A 23,008-nucleotide genomic window follows, 5' to 3' on the forward strand; every position below is an offset into this window, starting at 1 on the left:
AATAGCGTTAGTCACTTAAATTAGGACCCAGCCATTTCTCGGCTTCTTCCAACGTCCAGCCCTTACGCTTGGCGTAATCTTCTACTTGGTCAGCCTGAATTTTAGCTACGGCAAAATATTTAGCCTCAGGGTGTGCAAAATACCACCCCGATACCGATGCGCCCGGCCACATAGCGTAGCTCTCGGTTAGCTTCATCCCGGTGTGCTGCTCTGCAGATAACAAATCCCAAATTAGCTGCTTTTCGGTGTGCTCAGGACAAGCCGCATAGCCTGGCGCCGGACGAATACCTTGATACTTTTCGCGAATTAATTCTTCATTACTTAGTGATTCGTCTGCGGCATAGCCCCAGTAGTGCTTGCGCACTTGCTCGTGTAGGTACTCAGCAAAAGCTTCAGCTAGCCTGTCGGCCACAGCTTTAACCATAATGCCATTGTAATCGTCGCCGGCTTTGATGAAGCTATCAGCCAGTTCGTCTTCGCCTATACCGCCTGTTACCGCGAATGCGCCTACATAATCCTCGATACCGCTAGATTTATCGGCGACAAAATCTGCCAAACAATAGTTGGCAAATTTGTCTTTTAAGGTTTGCTGACGCAGATGGTGAGCAACGCCTTGTACCTCATTTCTCGACTCATCACTGTAAATTTCTACATCGTCATTAACGCGATTTGCAGGAAATAGACCAATAACGCCTTTCGCTTGTAGGCTGTTATCAGCAATAATCTTATCTAACATAGCGTTAGCGTCACTGTATAGCGACTTAGCCTCATCACCCACAACTTCATCTTCAAGGATCCGTGGGTATTTTCCGGCCAAAGACCAGGTTAGAAAGAAAGGAGTCCAGTCGATGTACTTGCGAAGCGTTGCTAAATCAGCGGTAACAGGGGTAACCCCCAAGTTCGCGGGCTTAACTGGCAAGGTAGTAAAGTCAGGCTTAAAAGCGTTTTCTCTGGCCTGTGCTAGCGTCACTGGCTTACTACGAGGCTTTTTACGTGCATGTTGTTCGCGTACGGTATCGTACTCTTTAGCAAGTTCTTGCGCGTAGATATCACGAGATGCTTTGTTGAGTAAGCGCTGACATACGCCAACAGCCCTACTTGCATTAGGCACATACGCAACAGGTGAATGGTAGTTCTGCTCAATTTTTACCGCAGTGTGCGCTTTCGATGTGGTCGCACCGCCAATAAGTAATGGAATTTCGAAACCTTGACGTTCCATTTCTTTAGCTACGTGAACCATCTCGTCAAGGGAAGGCGTGATAAGCCCAGACAAACCAATCATGTCTACGTTTTCATCTTTGGCCGTTTGCAAAATTGTTGCCGCTGGCACCATTACGCCCAAATCGATCACTTCGAAGTTGTTACATTGAAGTACCACACCCACAATGTTCTTACCAATATCGTGAACGTCACCTTTTACGGTAGCTAAAAGAATTTTACCGTTACTTTTAGCATCATCAGACTTTTCTTCTTCGATGTACGGCTGTAAGTGTGCCACCGCCTTTTTCATTACCCGGGCCGACTTCACCACCTGAGGGAGAAACATTTTTCCTTCGCCGAACAAATCACCCACCACGTTCATGCCGTCCATTAACGGCCCTTCGATAACGTGTAGCGGACGCTCGGCCTGCTGGCGAGCTTCTTCAGTGTCTTCAATGATGTAGTCGGTAATTCCTTTAACTAAAGCATGTTCTAAGCGCTTATTAACGTCTTGTTCACGCCAGCTTAAGTCTTCTTTTGCTGCAGCTTTGCCGTCACCTTGATAGTTAGGTGCAATGTCTAACAAACGCTCAGTAGCATCGCTTCTGCGATTCAGGATCACATCTTCAACGGCTTCACGAAGTTCAGCTGGAATTTCGTCATACACCTCTAGCTGACCAGCATTTACGATAGCCATATCCATACCCGCGCGAATGGCGTGATACAAAAATACCGAGTGCATCGCCTCTCGCACTGGGTTGTTTCCCCTGAACGAGAAAGAGATGTTAGAGAGCCCGCCCGAAATATGGGAGTGCGGGCAGGTCCTACGTATTTCGCGGGTAGCTTCAATGAAATCTACTGCATAATTATCATGCTCTTCGATCCCCGTTGCTACGGCAAAAATATTGGGGTCAAAAATAATGTCTTCAGGTGGAAAACCGATTTCCTCTGTCAGCAGCTTGTAGCTGCGCTGACATATTTCTACTTTGCGCTGCTGCGTGTCGGCCTGCCCTTTTTCGTCAAAGGCCATCACCACGGTTGCGGCACCGTAGCGTTTGATGAGCTTTGCTTGATTTAAAAAAAGTGCTTCACCTTCTTTTAAACTAATTGAATTAACAATGGCTTTGCCCTGGACGCATTTAAGCCCAGCTTCAATCACTTCCCATTTAGACGAATCAATCATAATGGGTACACGGCTGATATCCGGCTCAGAGGCAATAAGATTCATGAAGGTGATCATGGCCTGCTTGGAATCAAGCATAGCCTCATCCATATTGATATCGATGATTTGCGCGCCGTTTTCGACTTGCTGTCTTGCAACATCAAGTGCGGCTTCATAATCACCATCAAGGATAAGACGTTTGAAGCGAGCCGAACCCGTAACGTTGGTTCGCTCACCTATATTAATAAATGTGGAAAATTCTGCGCTCATAATGCCCTCCTAGTGTACAAACGGCTCTAGGCCTGACAAACGCATTTTAGGTTCAAATTGAGGCACTTTTCGCGGCGCGATACCCTCAACAGCATTTGCAATATCGCGGATATGCTCTGGCGTACTGCCGCAGCAGCCACCCACAATATTGACAAGTCCCGACTGGGCCCACTCTTTGATATGTTCCGCCATTTCAGGGCCTTCCATATCGTACTCGCCAAATTCATTGGGTAGCCCAGCATTGGGATGAGCAGAAATAAGGCACTCGCTAACCGCGGCGACTTCATCGACATATTGTCTCAAAAGGTCTGGACCTAATGCGCAGTTTAATCCGAAAGAGAAAGGGCTGATGTGGCGCATTGAGTAATAAAACGCCTCAGCGGTTTGCCCCGATAGCGTGCGCCCTGAGGCATCGGTAATTGTCCCCGATACCATCACGGGTAAAGACTTGCCTAATTTTTCGAATACAGACTCTACGGCAAACGCCGCCGCCTTCGCATTTAGCGTGTCGAAAATAGTCTCTAGCATGATCAAGTCTACACCACCTTCGATAAGTGCCTCGGTCGACTCGCTGTAGGCTTCAACTAACTCGTCAAAGGTTACGTTTCGTTTACCAGGGTCATTTACATCTGGTGATATTGACGCCGTGCGATTTGTTGGCCCTAGTACACCCGCTACGAATCTTGGTTTATTAGGTGTTTTTGCCGTGAATTCATCGGCTGCTTTACGCGCTAACTTTGCTGCAGCAAGGTTAATATCACGAGAATGCGCCTGCATATCGTAATCAGCCATAGCAATGGTTGTAGCGTTAAACGTGTTGGTTTCGATAATGTCTGCGCCAGCGTCGAAGTAATCGCAGTGAATCTGGTAAATAATATCAGGCTGGGTAATCACCAACATATCGTTATTACCTTTTACGTCGCAGTGCCAATCTGCGAACTGGGTTCCGCGATAATCGGCTTCTTCTAGTTTGTGGCGCTGGATCATTGTGCCCATCGCACCATCAAGTATAAGAATACGTTGTTTAGCGGCTTCTGTAAGCGTTGCCTGCGCGCTTGAATTTGTTCTTTGGCTCACGTGCTACCTCTTTGGCTGTGACTTTTCAGCAAGCTGACTTAAATCGTAAGGAGTGGTCTGATAGACATAGTAATTCAGCCAGTTTGTAAACAACAGGCTACCGTGTGAGCGCCACTGTACAATGGGAGACTTGGCTGGATCATCTCCTTCAAAATAATTTTTTGGAATTGCAGGGGTTTGCCCTGCTGATAAATCTCTAAAGTATTCGTCTTTTAGTGTATCAGGATCATACTCTGGATGACCGGTTACGAACACCATCCGTTTATCATCAGAAGCGACAATATACGCACCTACATCATCTGACTCTGCCACTACGTTAAGGCCATCCACACTGTTGTATTGCGATGTATGAATGTGACCATACCGAGAGTGAGGGGCGAAGAATGTTGGATCAAAGCCTCTTAATAACTCGTTATTAGGATCATTGACGTGATGTTTAAATACGCCTGAAAACTTTTCGTCTCTTATTTCTCGGGTAACGCCATAAAAGTGATACATAGCAGCGTGAGCAGCCCAACAAAGATATAGCGTTGAGTTAACATGACGCTGTGCCCACTCTAAAATTGTGGTCATAGTGTCCCAATACTTCACTTCTTCATAATCAATTAGAGCAAGAGGCGCTCCTGTTACAATGAGACCATCGTACTTCTTGTTCGCTACGGCAGAGAAGTCGTGATAAAAAGCGTCCATGTGCGACTGCGGCGTGTTTTTTGGTGCTTGGTTGTCAATACGAATAAGGTCCACATTGATTTGAAGCGGTGTATTTGAGAGCAAACGAAGTAGCTGTACTTCCGTTTCGATCTTATTCGGCATTAAATTAAGAATACCAACCTCAAGAGGACGAATATCCTGATTGGCCGCCCTGTCCATGTCCATGGTAAAAATGTTTTCACCTAGTAGTACATTCTGTGCAGGCAATTGCTCAGGAATACGAATTGGCATAGAGGGCTCCAGTGATAAATTACAATATCTGTATTGTGTCTATAACTGGGAATATGTCAACATCTTTACGTCTAGACGTCTAAACGTTTTTTTCAGATTTGTAGAACTGTTTTATTAACTGCCTTGTTTGTGCACCATAACCAGCATCTCCGCTTCTGCTCTTGGTATATCACAGGCTTCAATAATCTCGTCAATGCTTGCCCCTTGCTTCACAAGCTCTGCTGCTCGCTGATAAAGGCGTAAAGAAGGGTCTTGTAACCGAAGCTCGCGAAGCTCATTCTCAATGCTTATCTGCTTTTCATCTAACTCTTTGAGGTGTCGAGTGATAACTATGGTTCTAGCCTGCGCTTCAGCCTGCTGATTATTAGCGTTGTTTGCCAACGCTTCTACTCGGGCGAGTGCTTCAATATGTTCAGCTTGGCTAGTTTCTATAGAAGTACGCAGCTTACGAATGTGCGAGTACAACAACCCCACCGTCACGGCAAGTACAACCACTAACACAATCAAAACTAGTTCTAACAAGGTAGGTGCAGCAAGCTGCCAATCCATGGACGTAACCCTTGGGGAAATGCAGGCAGTATTAAATAATACTGCCCAGTCATTTATTTAGATATTGCTAAGCTCATCCCACTCTTCATCGCTCAGCAATTTATTAAGGTCAACAAGAATCAGTAATTCGCCATCGCGGTTACTAACGCCCTGAATAAACTTGGCGCTTTCCTCTGTGCCCACGTTAGGTGCACTGTCAATCTCTGAAGACTTCAAGTAAACCACCTCGGCCACACTATCAACCAAAATTCCAACGACTTGCTCGTCAGACTCAATAATTACAATACGTGTGTTGTCTGTTATCTCTGTTGGCGGCAAACCAAATCGTGCACGAGTATCAATTACCGTTACTACGTTACCACGCAGATTGATAATACCTAATACATAATCGGGCGCACCGGGAACCGGAGCTATCTCGGTATAACGCAATACTTCTTGAACTTGCATTACGTTAATACCATATGTTTCATCACCTAGGCGATACGTAACCCATTGAAGGACTTCGTCATTGCTGTCGGTGGCATTACTACTTGTTCTTTCGTCGGTCATGAACCTGGCTCCCAATACTATGGCGTCTGGTCGTTACTGCTTAAGCCTTTGTTAAGCATAGATATTAATTCTTCAACGTCAATTAACGCGCACATTTTTTCTTTAACCATCCCCGCTAACCAGGGACGTTTTCCTGTGGACTCGCGCCATTTAACATCATCTGTAGTCAAATTGACCGTATTAACAAGCTTTTCACTTGCCAACCCCCACAAACTTTCTCCTAACATAATAAGATATCGGTAGTTGAGCGATTGTGCGAGGTTTTCATCATATTTTTCTGGCATTACCCACTTTGCTGAATCCACAACATTGAGTTTAGACTCTCTGTGCAGCATTACACCCATAAACCAATCAGGTTTTCCGAAAAGTGGCCCAATTTTCTCAATTTGATGAATTCCGCCTAGGGTAGTTAACGGTACCGCTAGCGTTAAACCCGCCACTTCAAAGAATAGCGCTTGAAAACGAAAACCGAGAGTATCCTTTAGTGGTACTTTCGATTTAATTTCAGTGTCTAAAAGCCTATTTTTCTGACTCTCGGTTTGAGCTACTGGGTTTCGCTTATTATCCTCAACAGAGTTAAGCGTCGACGTCTCTATAATCGACGTTACCTTGTCTGCAATCGCCTCTTCTTTGTGCTGAGTAGAATCTTGCTCTTCAACGCCTAATAGGGTTGTTTCCGCTATTTGTTGAGACGCTTGCTCAAGCAACTTAGCCGTGCGCGCAGTAACATCTTCCGGTGTTTCAGGCTCTTTGAGAAGGCTATCTAAGTATGCCTCCATCACTTCTTCACGGGCAAAGGGTGATTGCTTGCTCATTATTTTATTACTTCTCCAACACGGCTAATAGCTTCGCATAAGCAGACACACCACGAGTTTTAGGATAAGCAGATGAAATAGGCAACTGCACTAAACTGGCATCTCTAAAGTGAGTATCTACGGGGATGACCCCTTCCCACACGCGCTCACCATAATCGCTTAATAACTTTTTACGTGATGCTAGCGCAGCGTTCGTTCGCTTATCAAACATAGTTGGAATTATCACTGTATCGAAGGTTTTATTTAACGAACGCCCCATAATTTCCATGGTCCGAATCATTCTGTCTAACCCCTTTAATGCCAAATACTCTGTTTGCGTGGGTACAATTACTTTGTCGCACGCTGCTAGCGCATTGACCATAAGTACCCCTAAAACTGGCGGGCAATCAATAATCGCCACATCAAATTCATCAGCAATTTTAGCAAGGGCCTTTTTAAGGACTAATCCCATTCCTTGCTCACTCCCCATCGTCCTATCAAGGGTGGCTAACGCCATAGTGGCAGGCAGCACATACAGATTGTCTAACTTCGTTGGACTTAAGCAATCCATAACGTTATCGGCAGAAAGTGAACTAGACTGAATAAAAATATCGTAGACTGAATGACTCGTTGCTTCAGCGTCAATACCGAAATAATAACTCAGAGATGCATGAGGGTCGGTATCTATCATAAGTACACGCTTTCCCTGCTCTGCAAGCAAACCACCAAGGCTCACCGTAGTGGTTGTTTTCCCCACTCCGCCTTTTTGATTTGCTACAGTCCACACTTTCATGATGTTTATTCCGTTAGAGTCCAAAGCGCTAGCGCATCTCGGTTTGAACGCAACTACCTATATCGTCAATATTAATGTTCTTGCTCGATATGTTAGCAACCGCTACAGCTTGCGGCATTCCATATACAACACAAGAATCTTGATCTTGGGCCCAAATGGTTGCGCCTTTGTCTTTCAACAATCGACAGCCTTCCCGACCGTCTGCACCCATTCCCGTCAATATAATGCCTAAAACATCACCACCAAAAGCTTTAGCCAATGAACCAAACGTAAGGTCTACGCTAGGTTTATAATTGACCTTTTCCGACGCGCTTGCATCGGTTATTACTATGCTTTTGCTCAGGCCAATATTTTCTATCAGCATTTGCCTGCCACCCGGAGCCAGATAAGCGTGACCCGGTTTTAATATGTCGCCATGCTCAGCTTCTTTCACGCTTATATTGCAGTTTGAATTCAACCGTTGCGCAAACGCTGTGGTAAACGTACCAGGCATATGCTGGACAAGCAAAATAGGATACGGAAAGTCTGCAGGTAAAGGCGCAAGCACTTTTTGAAGTGCAACAGGCCCGCCAGTGGATGCACCAATCGCTAAACATTTATAGCGTTTACCCGTTGCTCTGACCGACGATACGGTGGGTTGCTTTGTTGCGTCCTTATGCCCGGACAATAATCCAGAGGTTTTAAAGAAAGCCTGTTTGGGCGCATTATCTGGGAGCTGTCTTGTTTCCGTTGCCCTAAATAACGGACGCCTAAGACCAACGCCCCTGCGCGCTATCAACCTAACTTTGGTGCACAATAAATGAGATGCTTCTTTTCTATCTTGCGCAATATCTTCAAATTTCTTTGGCAAGAAATCGAGCGCGCCTGCTTCAAGGGCATCAAGCGTGGCTTGGGCGCCGTGATAGGTTAAGGATGAAAACATAAGGATCGGCGTAGGCTTTTTATCCATGATAGCCTTCACCGCAGAAATGCCGTCCATTACCGGCATCTCCACATCCATTGTTATTACATCTGGTTTGAGCGCTTCTGCTTTTTCTAGTGCATCACGACCATTTCGCGCTTCCCCGACTACTTCAAGTTCTTTATCGCTGTCGAGTATTTCTCTTACCCGACGACGATAAAATGTCGAGTCGTCCACCACAAGGACTTTAAAGACCATGGATTACTATTCCTATTAATTCATCGCCTTACTTAATGGGTTTACGCGCATACCGTTTTAGAAGGCTCGGAATATCTAAAATAAGTGCAATTCCACCGTCTGAAGTAATGGTTGCTCCTGCCATGCCGGGTGTACCCTGTAGCAAAGCATCAAGCGGTTTTATAACCACCTCTTCTTGACCTATTAGCGCGTCTACTACGAATCCGACTTGCTGTGTACCTATTTGTACAACAACCACGTGACCTTTATCTCTTTCAATATTTTTAGGACCACGAATCAGCCATTCGCCGAGGAAGAACAACGGAATTGCTTTCGAACGAACTATCATTGTTAGCTGGCCATCGACCGTGTTGGTCTTCTTGATGTCCATGTTTATTATTTCGTTCACCGCACCTAATGGTAACGCAAAGGTCTGTTTTCCTACAACAATCATTAGAGTAGGAAGGATAGCTAACGTTAAAGGAACTTTAATATCAAGTCGGGTACCTTTGCCTAGCTGTGAATCGATATTGACCGTACCGTTGAGCTGGTTAATTTTAGTTTTAACCACGTCCATGCCCACACCGCGACCAGAAATATCGCTAATTTCTGTTTTGGTAGAAAAGCCTGGCGCAAAAATCAAGTTAAACGCTTCAACATCAGACATACGCGCTGCCGCATCGGCATCTAACACGCCACGGTTTATGGCTATCTCCTTGAGCTTCTCAGGGTCCATGCCCTTGCCGTCGTCTTCAATCGTAAGAAGGATATGATCACCTTCTTGAGACGCTGACAGTTGGACGGTTCCCATTCTTGGCTTGCCGGCTGCCGCGCGATCATCAGGCATTTCAATACCATGATCCACCGAGTTTCTGACCAAATGCACTAATGGATCGGCCAGTGCCTCAACCAGGTTTTTATCTAAATCTGTTTCTTCACCAACAAGCTCAAGCGTAATTTCTTTCTTTAAACTTCTTGCGAGATCTCGAACAACGCGAGGGAAGCGACCAAATACCTTTTTAATTGGCTGCATCCGCGTTTTCATTACTGCACCCTGTAGGTCGCCAGTAACTACATCAAGATTAGCAATCGCTTTAGACATGCTTTCATCGTTGCTATTAATACCAAGGCTAAGCAAACGATTTCGCACGAGAACAAGCTCACCCACCATGTTCATTATCTGATCAAGGCGTTTAGTATCAACCCGCACGGTTGTCTCGGCTTGAGGTGCAGAGGCAGCCGCTTTCTTATCATCCTTTTTAGGCGGAGCACTTGCTGCTTTTGCTGGCGCGCTGGGGGTAGATGGCGCTGGAGCACTTGCTGCAGGAGTTGGTTTTGGCGCTGCCTCTTTGGCTTTTTGAACAGCTTCAGTCGCTGCCTTGTCGACAGGTGGTTCTACCTGCTTAGGCGCTTCACCTAACTTGGTTGGGCCTTGACCTGAACCATGTAATTGGTCAAGAAGGGCTTCAAACTCGTCATCGGTAATTTCTTCGTCACCACCTGTGCTTGAAGATGCTGGCGCTGCAGGCGCTTTAGTCTCTACAGCTGGCGCTTCTTTGGCGCTGAACTGGCCTTTACCATGTAAATCGTCTAACAGCGCTTCAAATTCTTCATCGGTAATATCGTCGCTATCACTTATCGCAGAGGCAGTTGAAGCGGCGGGCTTTGACTCGGATGCAGAAGGCGCTTCAATCGAACCTGATGATGAGCGACCCGGTGCCGAAGAACCGTGAAGTTCATCGAGCAGGGCTTCGAACTCATCTTCAGTGATTTCGTCAATACCGCCACCGTTATCGCTTGTACTCTGTGCCTGTGCTGTAGGTTCTTCTATTACTAGCTCTGGCTCATCTTCAACGGTTTCTTGTACAGGGGCGCTTGAAGTCTCGAATATGTTTTCGTCTGGCGTTTCAGGGCGACTCAGTTTATGAAGTTTATCAACTAACTGTGCGTCTGCAGGTTGCAGTGGCTCCTGAGACTTTACTCGTTCAAACATTTCTACAACCACATCGGTGGCCTGCAGAATAATATCCATGAGCTCAGGGGTTAAGGTTCTTTGCCCGTTTCGCATCACATCGAATACGTTCTCTGCACCGTGGCAAATTTCAACGAGTTCTGTGAGAGAAAGGAAACCTGCGCCTCCTTTTACTGTATGATATCCCCGGAAAATTGCGTTCAGTAAATCCGCGTCTTCCGGGTTGTTTTCAAGATCAACGAGCTGTTCTTGTAATTGTTCAAGAATCTCTCCAGCTTCAACTAGAAAGTCCTGTAATATATCCTCGTCAACATCAAACGACATGCGCCCGCTCCCCTAAAAACCTAAGCTAGACAAAAGATCATCTACGTCATCTTGGCCTGAAACGACATCATCTCGTTTTTCGGCGTCAATAATTGGGCCTTCTGCCTCTACACCATCTCTCTTATCGGCCTTAACACGAGATGATTTAGTATGTTCTTCTCCATCGCGCTCGCCAAACATGGTAAGCATGTTGACTAAGCTGTCTTCCACCTCTTTTACAAGGTCAATCACGCGACGAATAACTTGCCCCGTCAGGTCCTGATAACCTTGGGCCATCAGCACTTCAGTAAGCAGTTGTGTTAGTTTAGCTGACTGGAGCGAACCTTCTTCTAATAATTCGTCTAAGTCTGCACACAACGCTTTGAATTCACCAAGCTCAATTTGGCGATTCATTAACTTTTTCCATTCTGGCATTACCTTATCGATGCGCATTGAAAGCATTTCTGCTATTGGCATGCTCGCTTCAACGGCATCCATAGTAGTATTAGCAGCTTTCTCAGTTTCTTCAATAACGTAAGTCAGGCGGGACTGAGCATCCGGAATATCGTCGGTTGCTAAGTTTTTAATGCGATCATCAATCTGAAAGTTATTTAACGCGTCATGAAGTTGACGCGTTAATTTTCCTACTTCAGCAAACAACTCAACGTTTTCTTTCATTGATGCTGCTTCAAGTAGGGCATTGGCTGAAGCGTTATCACCTTCTTCAAGATAAGTAACGAGTTGCTTGGCTTCTTCCAACGAAATTGGAACGTTTATATTCGTTGACATCCAGTAAACCTCATTTATCTGGTGAGCGTCTGGATCAACCTAAACGTTCGAAAATTTTGTCTAATTTTTCTTTTAGCGTTGCTGCTGTAAAGGGTTTTACTACGTACCCGTTCACACCGGCTTGCGCTGCAGCAACGATTTGTTCTTTTTTAGCTTCAGCAGTAACCATTAGAACGGGTAAATGCTTGAGCTTGTCATCTGCTCGAATTGCACGAAGCAAATCGATACCTTGCATGCCGGGCATGTTCCAGTCAGTAACAACGAAGTCAAAATCACCTTGCTGCAACATTGGCAGTGCAGTGCTTCCGTCATCCGCTTCTTGGATGTTGGCAAAACCTAAGTCTTTAAGAAGGTTTTTGATGATACGTCTCATGGTAGAAAAATCATCAACCACAAGAATTTTCATACTTTTGTCCAAAATAGCCTCCAATGAGGGGTTAATTGTTATTAATTTCTATTCTTCGTCAGCCTGCCACGACTTCATTCGTGATTTGAGTTTTAACATGGCCTGACTGTGAATTTGACTGACTCTTGACTCACTTACATCAAGAACCTCACCAATTTCTCGTAAATTCAATTCTTCATCATAGTATAAAGAAAGCACAATCGCTTCCCGTTCAGGTAGCGTTGTAATCGCTTGGGCAAGTGCTTTTTGAAAAGCACCCTGCATCAAGTCTTCCAGCGGCGCATCACTGCCTCTACTCTGCTCAGTAGTGATTACGTCCTCCGACACACCCAAATCTTCTATCCCGACAAGTTTGCCGGCATTCACTTCATTGAGCATTTGATGATAATCCTGCAAGCTCACGTTAAGCTTTTCAGCAATATCAGAATCTCTTGCATCCCTTCCGGTCTCACCTTCTACTTGGGATATAGCTTCCGAAATAGCACGTCCGTTACGATGGACTGAACGAGGGGTCCAGTCTCCTTTGCGTATTTCGTCTAGCATTGCACCGCGAATACGGATGCCTGCAAAGGTTTCAAAGCTAGCTCCCTTAGAGCCATCAAAATTTCGTGCAGCTTCCAAAAGCCCAATCATGCCTGATTGGATAAGGTCATCAACAAGAACACTTGCAGGCAACCTAGCCATCAAGTGATGCGCTATACGCTTAACCAATGGCGCATGTCTTTCGACTAACTGCGACTTATCGGTTTGTTGTTGATAAGCGGCTGCCTTGCTGTTCAACGCTGATTTCCTACTGCTTTTTCTGCAACAAGTTGTTCAATAAAAAATTCAAGATGTCCGCCTGGCTGAGCCGGGATGGGCCATGACAATGCTCTACTAGCAAGTTGTGTTATGGCCACTGCGGCTGGAGAGCCTGGATAGGCATCTACAATAGCCGTTTGTTTTCTTACGGCTTTACGAATATTTTCATCAAATGGAACCGTTGCCACTAATTCTAGTGCAACATCCAAAAAACGCCCTGTCACTTTACTTAATTTACTAAATAATTCTTGGCCTTCACGCACGTCGCGCACCATATTAGCCACTACCTTAAAACGAAAAACGCCATGTTCGCGATTTAAGATTTTTATTAGGGCGTAGGCATCGGTTAGTGACGTAGGCTCGTCGCAAACCACGACCATGATATCTTGAGAAGCCTTCGAGAAGCTCAATACCATGTCTGAAATTCCAGCAGCAGTGTCGACAATCAACACGTCTATCGGCGTTCTTAGCTCGCTAAAAGCGCGGATCAAACCTGCGTGTTGAGTTGGGGACAACTCTGCCATCGACTGCGTGCCAGAGGTGGCCGGCGCAATCTTGATCCCGTGCGGACCGGTGACGAGAACATCGTCAAGGGTACATTCACCTGAAAGCACATGAGATAAGTTTTTCTCTACGCGAAGTCCTAGCATAACATCAACGTTTGCCAGACCGAGGTCCGCGTCAAGTACCATGACTCGCTTACCCTGCTTCGCCATAGCGATAGCGGTATTGAGAGTAATATTTGTTTTACCAACGCCACCTTTGCCTCCGGTGACGGCGATAACCTTGATTAACCGTGATTGCTTCATTTTTCTTAAGCTACTCGCTTGATCGTCAATCATACTACTTATGCTGTTTTAATTGCGTTGTTACCACTAGTATGATTCAAACCGTACTTTTTATAAAGCTTTGCAGCAGCGGAAACTAAAGATTTCGCCTCTGCAATCTTAATGTCTTCTGGCACTTTCTGACCATCGGTGACATAGCTAACCGGTAGTTGGTACTCAACGGCAGCGCTCAATACCTCTCCCAAAGAGTAGCATTCATCTAACTTCGTGAAAATACAGCCACTTAATTCAATATCATCATACGCTTGGATGATTCTTTGAAGCGCTGGATATTGGGTATTGGCTTGCGCCACCAAATATTTTTTCACTTTAGGCATTTGACCGTTGTCAAATTGCTTAATTTGTTTAATTAATCGACTATCGCGCTGACTAAACCCTGCCGTATCGATTAATACTAGTCGCTTATGACGAAGTTGGAATAATAAATCGGCTAACTCTTCACTAGTCTGCGCTTTTCTTACCGTACAGCCAATAATTTTTCCGTATGTCGCTAGCTGCTCATAGGCAGCTATTCTATACGTATCTATGGTGATCATAGCGACTGACTCTGCACCATACTTTTGCGCATAACGGGCTGCTAATTTAGCAACTGTTGTTGTTTTACCTGTTCCCGTAGGACCAACCAACGCAACCGCGCCTTGTGAACTAAGTATATCGTTCCCCGTCACATTTATGCGATTAGCCAATAGGTTAAGAAGATAAATCCACGCGTCACGTTCGTTATAGTGAGCTGGCGTGTAATTTATTAGCTGATTAGCGAGAGCATTGCTCAACCCCATATCAACTAAACGCGTGGTTAAGTACTGGTGAACTGGTTTTTGACGCTTATTTTTTGCTTCCATGAGGTCAGCAACTTGATATTGCAGAACGTCCCGTAGAGACGCAAGCTCTTCTTTTATTTGTGCAAGTTCTGCCGATTGTGTCATTGGCGCTTCGCCAATGCTTGAGGCTTGGTGGTCAGGAAAGGGTAAGTCATTAGCACGATGACCAGCACTCTGCTGACTTTCCACATCATCAATAAATGCATCAGAAAAATCCAAATGTGACGCTATCTCGTTGGCGTGCTTTGCATTAGCTGACATTGATTGAGGGCGCTGCTGGGTATGGTTTTCAGCAGCGTTAGATAATGTTCCTGGATCGGCTGTTGCAGCCGCAGCACCATGCTGTTTCTCTAATAACGCTTTTAAGCTATCTGGACCGTCGTCGCCAATTATTTCACTTAAGCTTGGCGTAGCCTTTTGACCAGGCGCTTTTGACGCTGCTTTAGGAACAGCGAGTTTTGCATCGGGTTCTTTATCATAAGCTGCAACAAGCTCTATACCATCAGCCACTTTGCGGTTTGACATGATAACTGCATCACTGCCTAACTCTGCTTTAACTTGGCTTAACGCCTCACGCATATCTTTGCCGAAGAAACGTCTAATTTTCATTGCAACCTCTCCAATCACCCAGCGTCAGATTATTGACCGACCGAACTGACTATTTTTATTTGTTTGTCATCAGGAACTTCTTGATAAGACAGCACATGAAGCCCAACAACCGAATATTTTAAGAAGCGAGAGAGTACCGGTCTCAGCATGCCAGATGTTAGAAGCACAGCAGGCTCACCTTCTAACTCTTGTTGCTGACTGGCTTGTTGCAGTGATTTTTGCAACTTATCTGCCAAGCCTGGTTCAATACCAGCACCGTCTTCGCCACCTGCTTGAAGTGACTGGTGCAACATCTGTTCCAACTCTGGCGCCAAGGTTATGACAGGTATTTCTTTCGCCCCTTGCGTGATCTCTTGAACAATAAGTCGTTTAAGTGCGATACGTACCGCAGATACAAGTACATCAGGGTCTTGACTGCGAGTACCATACTCACTTAGGGTTTGGACGATGGTTCGCATATCGCGAATAGGCACACCTTCAAATAGCAATGTTTGCAGCACTTTCACCACTGTACTGAGCGGAAGAATGTCAGGTACCAAACCTTCAACAAGTTTAGGGTGCTGTTTGGCTAGCATATCAAGAAGCTGCTGGGCTTCCTCATGGCCAAGTAACTGATAGGCGTTGTTAGTCAACAGCTGACTTAAGTGGGTTGCTACCACGGTAGCTGCATCCACAACCGTATAACCCAATGTCTGCGCATGCTCTCGTTTGTTTGGTTTAATCCATACTGCATCCAGACCAAATGCTGGGTCCTTGGTTGCTCGTCCTTCTAGTTTACCGAAAACCTGTCCAGGATTAATGGCAAGCTCTTCGTCATGACTAATCACTGAATCACCAATAGTAACGCCTAGCATGGCAATGGTGTATGTATTGGGCTCTAGGTCTAAATTATCGCGAATGTGAACGGGTGGAATAAGAAACCCAAGCTCTTGAGACAGCTTTTTACGCACCCCTTTAATACGCGTCAATAACTCACCACCTTGTGACTTATCAACGAGTGGGATAAGGCGATAACCTACTTCTAAACCAATAGTATCGACTTGTTGTACATCGTCCCAGCCCAACTCTTTCACTTCTGGCGCAACGGTTTCGCTCTTAGACACATTGTCGGGTACTGCTGGTGCAGCAGCCTTTTTACGAGCTTGTACCGTTTGAAAATAAGCAAAGCCTGCAATCAAGAAAGAAAAACCAAGAAACGCTATGTGAGGCATTCCCGGAATGATCCCCATGACAAATAGCACGCCCGAAGCAATGTATAGCGCCTGATTATTTCCCAGCTGGCCGCGTATTTCTTTGCCCATTTCCTGAGATTCATTTTCACGAGTAACGATAATTGCGGTGGCAACTGAAAGCAGTAGTGAAGGAATTTGAGCGACCAGACCATCACCTATGGTCAAGATTGTGTAGATTTCGATTGCGTTTCCGAATGAAAGGCCATGCTGAATCATGCCAATAAAAAGGCCCCCAACAATGTTGATTAGCATGATGAAAAGCCCGGCAACTGCGTCACCTTTCACAAACTTTGATGCACCGTCCATCGAACCATAAAAGTCAGCTTCTGCAGTAATCTCTTCACGACGCTGGCGCGCTTGATCTTGGTCGATATAACCCGCATTCAAATCCGCATCAATTGCCATTTGCTTACCTGGCATAGCGTCAAGAGTAAATCTTGCACTTACCTCAGAGATACGGCCAGCACCAGCAGTAACTACTTTGAAGTTGATAATAAGTAAAATAGCAAAAACAACGATACCTACGGCATAGTTGCCACCGATAACAACGGCGCCAAAGGCTTCAATGACTTTTCCCGCCGCGTCTCCGCCCTCATGGCCGTAAAGCAATACAACCCGAGTTGATGCCACGTTTAACGCTAACCGAAGTACTGTTGCAATCAACAAAACAAGAGGGAAAATACCAAAATCCACAGGCTTTTGAGTGAGTACCGCGACCAATATGATGACGAGAGATAACGCAATATTAAAACTGAAAAGCACGTCCAGCAGGAAAGGCGGCATGGGTAAAATAACCATGCCCATGATTGCCAAAAGGACGATGGGCGCGCCTAGACCACTCGTAAAATTTTGCAGCTGATTTTTATCGAATCGCTGAAGATAACCGGATAACTGCATGGTTTGGTGTCTCTCTATCAGAAAATTGACGCTTTATATGAATCTGAAAGGGAGTTTTCAACTAACGTGCCAGCTTTATTACTAAACTGCTAATCGGCTAAAAATAGCGCTATCTTGATTATGGTAAGCTTTTTCCGGACGATAACTGTGATTATCGACGATATTCTGGCGGAATGGGCAAATCTCGCTTGAGCGGTTTAGGCCGCTTGCCTTTCCCTGCCCTATGCGCCTTCAATTGATACACATGAGCTAGCACCTGCGCTACAGCCATAAATAAAGCGTTGGGAATTTCATCGTCGACTTCTGTTGAATAGAAAATAGCGCGAGCTAGCATCGGAGAAGGAATTAAAGGTACATCATTTGCGGTAGCGATTTTTCTGATGTGCATTGCTAACTCATCTGCACCTTTAGCGACAACCACTGGCGCCCTTAAACCTTTTTCATCGTATTTAATAGCGACAGAAAAGTGAGTTGGGTTGGTAACAACCACGTCTGCTTGCGGCACTTCCTGCATCATTCGCTTGGTTGCTGCTTGATATTGCAGGCGACGAATACGCCCCTTAACCATAGGGTCGCCTTCTGCGTTCTTTCTTTCGTCTTTGACCTCTTGTTTGGTCATCTTCATTTCTTTGTTGTGCTTATACATTTGGTAAGGCACATCAATAAGTGCAATGGGGATCATTCCACACACTAAAATAAGAAAAGCCCATTTGAGCATGTCGAGCGCATGAAAGATATTCCCTGGATAAAGTTCCATATCAAGATGCAGCGCTTCATCTTCAAAGAACAACAACGCGCCAATTGCCATGCCGATAATAACGACAACCTTGGCAATAGATTTTAATAGTTCTACCAACCCATTGGTGCCGAACATGCGCTTGAACCCCTGAATCGGGCTCATTTTAGACCCTTTGGGTTTTGCTCCTTCCCATGTGAAATTGTAGCCACCAAGGGCAATAGAACCATAAATTCCAGCTATCATTGCGACAACCATATATAGCAATACCGCAGGGCCTACCGCCGTAAAAGCCTCTCCCCATGCGCCAAACATATGGGTAATATCGTAGGTTTCGTCGCGAGAAAGAATAAACATTCGCTGAGTAAGTTTAAAAACAGATTCTGCAATCCAGCCACCGACGAATAGAAACATAACGGCGCTGACTATTAGCACCAGCGTCGTGGATAACTCCCGGGAACGAGCCAACTGCCCTTTTTTTCGGGCATCTTCGAGTTTTTTCCCCGTGGGGTCTTCTGTTTTTTCGCTTGAATCTGCCATTATTTCCTACGGACAAATATTCAATAATTCACACATAAACTGCTCAGCTCTGAACCATTGGGTTTCAAAGTGAGCAGTAAAGTTATCCAAGGTTATCCAAATAATGAGTAGACCCATTACTTGTGCAATGGAAAAACCAATACTGAAAATGTTTAATTGTGGCGCTGCTTTAGTCATTACACCAAAAGCCAAATTTACAATTAATAGTGACACAATTGGCGCAAGTGACAGGGTGATAGCCGAGATAAACATCCAGCCTCCCCAGTGCGCGATATCGCGGAATTGTTCGCCCGTCCACCACGCTTCGCCTATTGGGAATGCCTCAAAACTCATTACGATCATTTGAATCATAGACAGGTGGCCGTCTAGCGTCCAGAACAAGAGCGTAGCAAGTATCAAATAAAACTGTCCCACCGCAGGTACGTTAATACCGTTGACTGGGTCAACAATGGACGCAAAGCCCAAACCGGTTTGCATCGCGATTATCTGCCCTGCCAGCACGAAGGTGTTAAGTACCATCATCGAAATAAAACCAATGGCTACACCTATCAGCAATTGTTGGATAACAATTAAGAAGGTGCCCACATCTACCAAATTTTCAATCGGTGACGGAGGAACGACAGGCATGATAATAAGCGTAAGCATGATGCCTAAAAGCGCCCTCACTTGGGGCGGAATAGACTTAGCACTCAATCCAATCATTGCCACGAATAACCCGCTAATGCGCATAAAGGGCAGCAGCATGTCAGCCAAAAATTGATTGATGGTGGCGAGTTCGACTTCCACTTTATTGACCTTCTATCCCACAACTTGCGGGATCATATCGACCATTCTAAAAGTGAAGTCCATGAGCTGTTGCACCAGCCAATTTCCTCCCCAGCTAAGGGCTAAAAGTGTAACAAGCAAACGAGGTAAGAAGCTCATTGTTTGTTCATTGATACTGGTTGCAGCCTGAAACACTGCTACCACTAGGCCAACAATCAAGCTTGGAACAATAACGGCGCATACCAAAACGATGACCATAAACATGGCTTCTCGCAGTATTTCTACAAAGACTTCTGGTGACATAAGGCCTCCTAGACGCCCATACCGAAACTGGTTGCCAGCGTACCGAAAATAAGATTCCAGCCGTCCACAAGCACGAAGAGCATAAGTTTAAATGGCAGGGACACAATCATCGGCGATAGCATCATCATACCCATGGCCATCAGGATAGAAGCAACAACCAAGTCGATAATTAGAAAGGGAATAAACAACATGAAACCAATCTGAAACGCGGTTTTAAGTTCGCTGGTCACAAAAGCGGGAATAAGGATAGTAAGCGGTACTTCGTCGGTATCAGCATACTTCCCTTCATCACCTGCAATGCGCACAAAGGTTTCCAGATCTTTCACTCGTGTCTGCGAGAGCATGAAAGCACGCATGGGTCCTTTGGCTTGTTCAAGTGCGTCTAAACTAGTGAGCTGTTCGTTGAGATAAGGCTGTAACGCGCGCTCATTAACCTCGTCAAATACTGGTGCCATAATAAACATGGAAAGAAACAGGCTAACCCCAATTAATATTTGGTTTGAAGGGGACTGTTGTAATCCAATTGCTTGGCGCAATATCGATAAAACCACGATGATACGAGTGAATGACGTCATCATCATGATAAATGCAGGAATTAGGCTTAGCGCTGTCATGATAAACAACGCTTGGAGTGTCATTGAATAATCTTGCGTACCGTCTTGATTAGTGGTGACGGTAACCGCTGAAATACCTTGTTGCGCAAACACTGGCTCTGCAAACGAGAGGAGTGATAGCGCAAGAACCAGCCAAGTTAGCTTACGCATCTTTTGTTCCTTCCTTCGTATCATTCTTTTCAATATTAGGGTTAAGTTTTCCCGCCATCGCCTCAACTAACTTTTGTTTGAACGCATCTGCGCCGTTTGGCTTCTCGCCACTTGTTCTGCCTAAGCCTTTAACAGGTATGTCCAGGTTTTTATCAAGCTTGCTCAAATGGGAAATGTTATGGCTGGTTATGCCGATAAGGTGCTGCTCATCGCCCACCTGTATCACCATTATTTTTTCTTTTGTACCTACAACCATACTAGCTGCCACTTTCATTTGATTGCTACCCATGGCAGTGACATTAAACCGACGCATAACATAAGCCAGCGCGAAAATAACACCAACAACAACTAACAAAGAAAGGAAAATTGACAGTACTGATGTGGGATTGGTAATGGATTGTGTCGACTGCGCGAGGGCTGGCTGACTAAACAAAAGGGGCAGCATTACGCAACCCCTTACTTTATAAGAAGTTTTATCTGAGCTTCTTGATTCTCTCAATTTGACTAATAACATCCGTTAATCGAATACCGAATTTGTCGTTGACCACTACTACTTCACCATGAGCAATCAACGTGCCATTAACTAATACATCTAGTGGCTCACCGGCAACACGATCCAGCTCCACCACAGAACCCTGGTTCAACTGTAGCAGATTTCGGATACTTATTTGACTACGACCGACTTCCATCGAAATAGTCACAGGAATATCGAGAATGGTATCTAACTTTTTCTTTTCTTCTTGCGTAATTGGCGCATCGTCAGTTAGCTCGTCAAGTTCGGCTACCTGCACATCTTCATTATCGCCAGCTTCTTGTTCCGCTTCAGATTCGGCTTGCTCAGCCATGGCCGCAGCCCAATCGTCCATACCGTCTTCACTCATGGGAACTCCCCTTTACCTTACAGGTCTTCTTCGAGTACTTGCAGTTCTGCGTCATTATCAATAATGCGCCCACCGCGGGTTAATAACTGTAGCTCAGACTTCACTGAAGTCGGTCTTGCAATCTTTTCTACTATTTTCAGCGCTAAATTGTCTCTGCTTCGACCTAACTTAGCCCTGAATGTGGGTAGATCTTCAATTAATACGGTGATGGTTTCTGGCATTTCCACAGGGATAATATCGCCAGGTTTAAACTCCATCACGTCGCGAAGAGGCACATCGACATCCAGCATATGGGTAGTGAGCGCCACCTTAACATCCATAATTTCGTCGCGAAGGGCTTTACTCCATCGCAAGTCCGTGTCTTCTTTGTCGCTTTGAACACCCGCATCAAGCAATTCGCGAATTGGCTCTAGCATTGAGTATGGCAACGATACATGGAAGTCTCCACCGCCGCCGTCTAACTCAATGTGGAATGAGCTGATCACTACCACCTCAGTTGGACTCACAATGTTTGCCATCGCAGGGTTCACTTCTGAGTCTAGGTATTCAAACGATACGTCCATAACCGGCGCCCATGCCTCTTTATAATCTTCGAAGATTATTTTCAGCAGCATCTGAATAATTCGGCGTTCTGTAGGCGTAAATTCCCGACCTTCAATTTTCGCGTGATATCGACCATCACCGCCAAAGAAGTTGTCTACCAGAATGAATACCAACCGGGCTTCCATAGTGATAAGGCCAGTGCCCTTCAAAGGGCGGAAACGGACCATGTTTAAGCTTGTTGGTACGAATAACGTATGAATATATTCGCCAAACTTAATCATTTGAATACCGTTAATCGATACTTCGGCAGAACGACGCATCATATTAAACAGGCTTACTCGCATGTGACGTGCAAAGCGCTCATTCACAATTTCAAGCGTAGGCATGCGCCCACGCACAATTCTGTCTTGTGAGGAGAAGTCGTACTCGAGCGTAGACGCATCAGAGTCGCTATCGCCGACCTCATCCTCATCTACATCATCTACCCCGTGTAATAGGGCATCGATTTCATCTTGAGATAATAAATCACTCACCGTCTTCTACCTTACAAAGTCAATGCATTACTGCATGACAAAACCAGTAAACAATACGCGTTCGACAACGTCGTTACCCGTAATGTCTTTCAATGCTTTTTGCACTTCACTTACTGCCTGCTCGCGTAGCTCAATCTTCCCTGCTTCTGTGACCAGGTCATCCGCATTCGAAGTGCTAAAAGCCTGTAGCAACGTGCCCTCAATCAGGGGAATATGCGTTTTTGCCAGCTCTTCATTGTCAGAGCCACGCACTAAAAGCTGTACTTTTATTTGAACCAGCCTGTCTCTGCCAGAACCGGGAACGTTGAAAACGAAAGGTCGAGGCATGGCTACGTACAATGCGGTTCCCATCTCAGCATTTCCCGCGGCTGGCGCAGTTGCTGCTTGCGCGGCGGCCGCATCAGCTTCAGCTAACTGCTCTGCAGCGGGCTCATCACCACCTGCAAACAATAAGAAATAGGCAGCCGCCCCACCTCCAACAAGAACGACGGCGATGATGATAATCAGCATCATTTTGCCTTTCTTTTTACCGCCTTCTTCTACTTGTAACTCTTCATCAGCCATGTGCAACTCATCAGTAATTCTAGGAAAAAACGTATTATCAAGGTTCCGTCAAAAATGGCAATGCCATTCTGCGTGAATGCCTAGTCTATCGAGCTCTGTGCGCAAAATTTTGGGTCACAAAGTTAAGTCAACGGCCCTTTATCCTCAAACAAGAATACTTGGCACCGAAATCCATTTATCTCGATAAGTTCAAATAAACCCATCCACTGACGGTACAGTCAAACATA

At 45.4% G+C, this 23,008-nt stretch carries 23 protein-coding genes; all 23 read right to left on the reverse strand.

All coding sequences use genetic code 11. The features are described 5' to 3' along the window. Window positions 1–7: 7 nt before the first annotated feature. The 23 genes from metH to fliL all read right to left on the reverse strand — a co-directional run bounded on the left by metH (window position 8) and on the right by fliL (window position 22,781). Entirely contained in the window at window positions 8–2,632 is a 2,625-nt protein-coding gene (metH, locus tag C6Y39_RS04790) for a methionine synthase (protein WP_105930178.1), read from the reverse strand. A 9-nt stretch (window positions 2,633–2,641) separates the two neighbouring features. Beyond that, window positions 2,642–3,709 (reverse strand): homocysteine S-methyltransferase family protein, encoded by a 1,068-nt coding sequence (locus C6Y39_RS04795; protein ID WP_105930179.1) that lies wholly within the window; start codon window positions 3,707–3,709, stop codon window positions 2,642–2,644. A 3-nt stretch (window positions 3,710–3,712) separates the two neighbouring features. Next, on the reverse strand, window positions 3,713–4,651 hold the full coding sequence (gene metA, locus C6Y39_RS04800) for a homoserine O-acetyltransferase MetA (RefSeq protein ID WP_105930180.1): 939 nt from the start codon (window positions 4,649–4,651) through the stop codon (window positions 3,713–3,715). A 114-nt stretch (window positions 4,652–4,765) separates the two neighbouring features. Further along, a complete protein-coding gene (locus tag C6Y39_RS04805) occupies window positions 4,766–5,200 on the reverse strand; it encodes a DUF2802 domain-containing protein (protein ID WP_105930181.1) in 435 nt (144 codons plus the stop codon). Between the two features lie 57 nt (window positions 5,201–5,257). Next, window positions 5,258–5,749: a chemotaxis protein CheW gene (locus C6Y39_RS04810; RefSeq protein WP_105930182.1), complete on the reverse strand. Its 492-nt coding sequence runs from the start codon at window positions 5,747–5,749 to the stop codon at window positions 5,258–5,260. A gap of 17 nt (window positions 5,750–5,766) precedes the next feature. Further along, window positions 5,767–6,564, reverse strand: a complete 798-nt coding sequence (locus C6Y39_RS04815; RefSeq protein WP_105930183.1) for a chemotaxis protein CheW — start codon at window positions 6,562–6,564, stop codon at window positions 5,767–5,769. 7 nt (window positions 6,565–6,571) lie between these two features. Beyond that, window positions 6,572–7,336: a ParA family protein gene (locus tag C6Y39_RS04820; RefSeq protein WP_105930184.1), complete on the reverse strand. Its 765-nt coding sequence runs from the start codon at window positions 7,334–7,336 to the stop codon at window positions 6,572–6,574. Window positions 7,337–7,364: 28 nt separating this feature from the next. Then, window positions 7,365–8,495, reverse strand: a complete 1,131-nt coding sequence (locus C6Y39_RS04825) for a protein-glutamate methylesterase/protein-glutamine glutaminase (RefSeq protein WP_105930185.1) — start codon at window positions 8,493–8,495, stop codon at window positions 7,365–7,367. 28 nt (window positions 8,496–8,523) lie between these two features. Then, window positions 8,524–10,770, reverse strand: a complete 2,247-nt coding sequence (locus tag C6Y39_RS04830; RefSeq protein ID WP_105930186.1) for a chemotaxis protein CheA — start codon at window positions 10,768–10,770, stop codon at window positions 8,524–8,526. Window positions 10,771–10,782: 12 nt separating this feature from the next. Beyond that, on the reverse strand, window positions 10,783–11,538 hold the full coding sequence (locus C6Y39_RS04835) for a protein phosphatase CheZ (protein ID WP_105930187.1): 756 nt from the start codon (window positions 11,536–11,538) through the stop codon (window positions 10,783–10,785). 34 nt (window positions 11,539–11,572) lie between these two features. Continuing rightward, entirely contained in the window at window positions 11,573–11,956 is a 384-nt protein-coding gene (cheY, locus tag C6Y39_RS04840; RefSeq protein WP_025254383.1) for a chemotaxis response regulator CheY, read from the reverse strand. A gap of 36 nt (window positions 11,957–11,992) precedes the next feature. Beyond that, window positions 11,993–12,724: an RNA polymerase sigma factor FliA gene (locus tag C6Y39_RS04845; protein ID WP_105930188.1), complete on the reverse strand. Its 732-nt coding sequence runs from the start codon at window positions 12,722–12,724 to the stop codon at window positions 11,993–11,995. After that, window positions 12,721–13,587, reverse strand: coding sequence for a MinD/ParA family protein (locus C6Y39_RS04850; RefSeq protein ID WP_105930189.1), 867 nt, complete (start codon window positions 13,585–13,587; stop codon window positions 12,721–12,723). The genes C6Y39_RS04845 and C6Y39_RS04850 overlap by 4 nt, the downstream gene beginning before the upstream one ends. A gap of 5 nt (window positions 13,588–13,592) precedes the next feature. Further along, the gene (gene flhF / locus C6Y39_RS04855) at window positions 13,593–15,023 is read right to left on the reverse strand and encodes a flagellar biosynthesis GTPase FlhF (protein WP_105930190.1); all 1,431 of its coding nucleotides are present in this window, start codon (window positions 15,021–15,023) and stop codon (window positions 13,593–13,595) included. A gap of 29 nt (window positions 15,024–15,052) precedes the next feature. Then, window positions 15,053–17,152: a flagellar biosynthesis protein FlhA gene (flhA, locus tag C6Y39_RS04860; protein ID WP_105930191.1), complete on the reverse strand. Its 2,100-nt coding sequence runs from the start codon at window positions 17,150–17,152 to the stop codon at window positions 15,053–15,055. Window positions 17,153–17,303: 151 nt separating this feature from the next. Beyond that, on the reverse strand, window positions 17,304–18,428 hold the full coding sequence (flhB, locus tag C6Y39_RS04865) for a flagellar biosynthesis protein FlhB (RefSeq protein WP_105930192.1): 1,125 nt from the start codon (window positions 18,426–18,428) through the stop codon (window positions 17,304–17,306). Window positions 18,429–18,434: 6 nt separating this feature from the next. Continuing rightward, on the reverse strand, window positions 18,435–19,214 hold the full coding sequence (gene fliR / locus C6Y39_RS04870; protein WP_105930193.1) for a flagellar biosynthetic protein FliR: 780 nt from the start codon (window positions 19,212–19,214) through the stop codon (window positions 18,435–18,437). 12 nt (window positions 19,215–19,226) lie between these two features. Beyond that, window positions 19,227–19,496, reverse strand: coding sequence for a flagellar biosynthesis protein FliQ (gene fliQ, locus C6Y39_RS04875; protein ID WP_105930194.1), 270 nt, complete (start codon window positions 19,494–19,496; stop codon window positions 19,227–19,229). A gap of 8 nt (window positions 19,497–19,504) precedes the next feature. After that, window positions 19,505–20,260 carry a flagellar type III secretion system pore protein FliP gene (fliP, locus tag C6Y39_RS04880; protein WP_105930195.1) on the reverse strand — a complete coding sequence of 252 codons (756 nt, stop codon included), beginning with the start codon at window positions 20,258–20,260 and terminating at the stop codon, window positions 19,505–19,507. After that, the gene (fliO, locus tag C6Y39_RS04885) at window positions 20,253–20,705 is read right to left on the reverse strand and encodes a flagellar biosynthetic protein FliO (protein ID WP_105930196.1); all 453 of its coding nucleotides are present in this window, start codon (window positions 20,703–20,705) and stop codon (window positions 20,253–20,255) included. The genes fliP and fliO overlap by 8 nt, the downstream gene beginning before the upstream one ends. A 28-nt stretch (window positions 20,706–20,733) precedes the next feature. Then, window positions 20,734–21,141 (reverse strand): flagellar motor switch protein FliN, encoded by a 408-nt coding sequence (gene fliN / locus C6Y39_RS04890; protein ID WP_014948639.1) that lies wholly within the window; start codon window positions 21,139–21,141, stop codon window positions 20,734–20,736. Window positions 21,142–21,158: 17 nt separating this feature from the next. After that, window positions 21,159–22,217: a flagellar motor switch protein FliM gene (gene fliM / locus C6Y39_RS04895; protein WP_105930197.1), complete on the reverse strand. Its 1,059-nt coding sequence runs from the start codon at window positions 22,215–22,217 to the stop codon at window positions 21,159–21,161. 27 nt (window positions 22,218–22,244) lie between these two features. Further along, window positions 22,245–22,781 (reverse strand): flagellar basal body-associated protein FliL, encoded by a 537-nt coding sequence (fliL, locus tag C6Y39_RS04900; RefSeq protein WP_105930198.1) that lies wholly within the window; start codon window positions 22,779–22,781, stop codon window positions 22,245–22,247. Between the last annotated feature and the right edge of the window lie 227 nt (window positions 22,782–23,008).

It is taken from the genome of Alteromonas gracilis (genome assembly GCF_002993325.1).
Taxonomy (GTDB): domain Bacteria; phylum Pseudomonadota; class Gammaproteobacteria; order Enterobacterales; family Alteromonadaceae; genus Alteromonas; species Alteromonas gracilis.

Excerpts from the sequence above, each read along its gene's own strand:
- metH (WP_105930178.1), bottom strand. The coding sequence starts at position 2,632 with ATGAGCGCAGAATTTTCCACATTTATTAATATAGGTGAGCGAACCAAC.
- metA (WP_105930180.1), bottom strand. The coding sequence starts at position 4,651 with ATGCCAATTCGTATTCCTGAGCAATTGCCTGCACAGAATGTACTACTA.
- C6Y39_RS04805 (WP_105930181.1), bottom strand. The coding sequence starts at position 5,200 with ATGGATTGGCAGCTTGCTGCACCTACCTTGTTAGAACTAGTTTTGATT.
- C6Y39_RS04810 (WP_105930182.1), bottom strand. The coding sequence starts at position 5,749 with ATGACCGACGAAAGAACAAGTAGTAATGCCACCGACAGCAATGACGAA.
- C6Y39_RS04815 (WP_105930183.1), bottom strand. The coding sequence starts at position 6,564 with ATGAGCAAGCAATCACCCTTTGCCCGTGAAGAAGTGATGGAGGCATAC.
- C6Y39_RS04820 (WP_105930184.1), bottom strand. The coding sequence starts at position 7,336 with ATGAAAGTGTGGACTGTAGCAAATCAAAAAGGCGGAGTGGGGAAAACA.
- C6Y39_RS04825 (WP_105930185.1), bottom strand. The coding sequence starts at position 8,495 with ATGGTCTTTAAAGTCCTTGTGGTGGACGACTCGACATTTTATCGTCGT.
- C6Y39_RS04830 (WP_105930186.1), bottom strand. The coding sequence starts at position 10,770 with ATGTCGTTTGATGTTGACGAGGATATATTACAGGACTTTCTAGTTGAA.
- C6Y39_RS04835 (WP_105930187.1), bottom strand. The coding sequence starts at position 11,538 with ATGTCAACGAATATAAACGTTCCAATTTCGTTGGAAGAAGCCAAGCAA.
- C6Y39_RS04850 (WP_105930189.1), bottom strand. The coding sequence starts at position 13,587 with ATGATTGACGATCAAGCGAGTAGCTTAAGAAAAATGAAGCAATCACGG.
- flhF (WP_105930190.1), bottom strand. The coding sequence starts at position 15,023 with ATGAAAATTAGACGTTTCTTCGGCAAAGATATGCGTGAGGCGTTAAGC.
- flhA (WP_105930191.1), bottom strand. The coding sequence starts at position 17,152 with ATGCAGTTATCCGGTTATCTTCAGCGATTCGATAAAAATCAGCTGCAA.
- flhB (WP_105930192.1), bottom strand. The coding sequence starts at position 18,428 with ATGGCAGATTCAAGCGAAAAAACAGAAGACCCCACGGGGAAAAAACTC.
- fliQ (WP_105930194.1), bottom strand. The coding sequence starts at position 19,496 with ATGTCACCAGAAGTCTTTGTAGAAATACTGCGAGAAGCCATGTTTATG.
- fliP (WP_105930195.1), bottom strand. The coding sequence starts at position 20,260 with ATGCGTAAGCTAACTTGGCTGGTTCTTGCGCTATCACTCCTCTCGTTT.
- fliO (WP_105930196.1), bottom strand. The coding sequence starts at position 20,705 with ATGCTGCCCCTTTTGTTTAGTCAGCCAGCCCTCGCGCAGTCGACACAA.
- fliN (WP_014948639.1), bottom strand. The coding sequence starts at position 21,141 with ATGAGTGAAGACGGTATGGACGATTGGGCTGCGGCCATGGCTGAGCAA.
- fliL (WP_105930198.1), bottom strand. The coding sequence starts at position 22,781 with ATGGCTGATGAAGAGTTACAAGTAGAAGAAGGCGGTAAAAAGAAAGGC.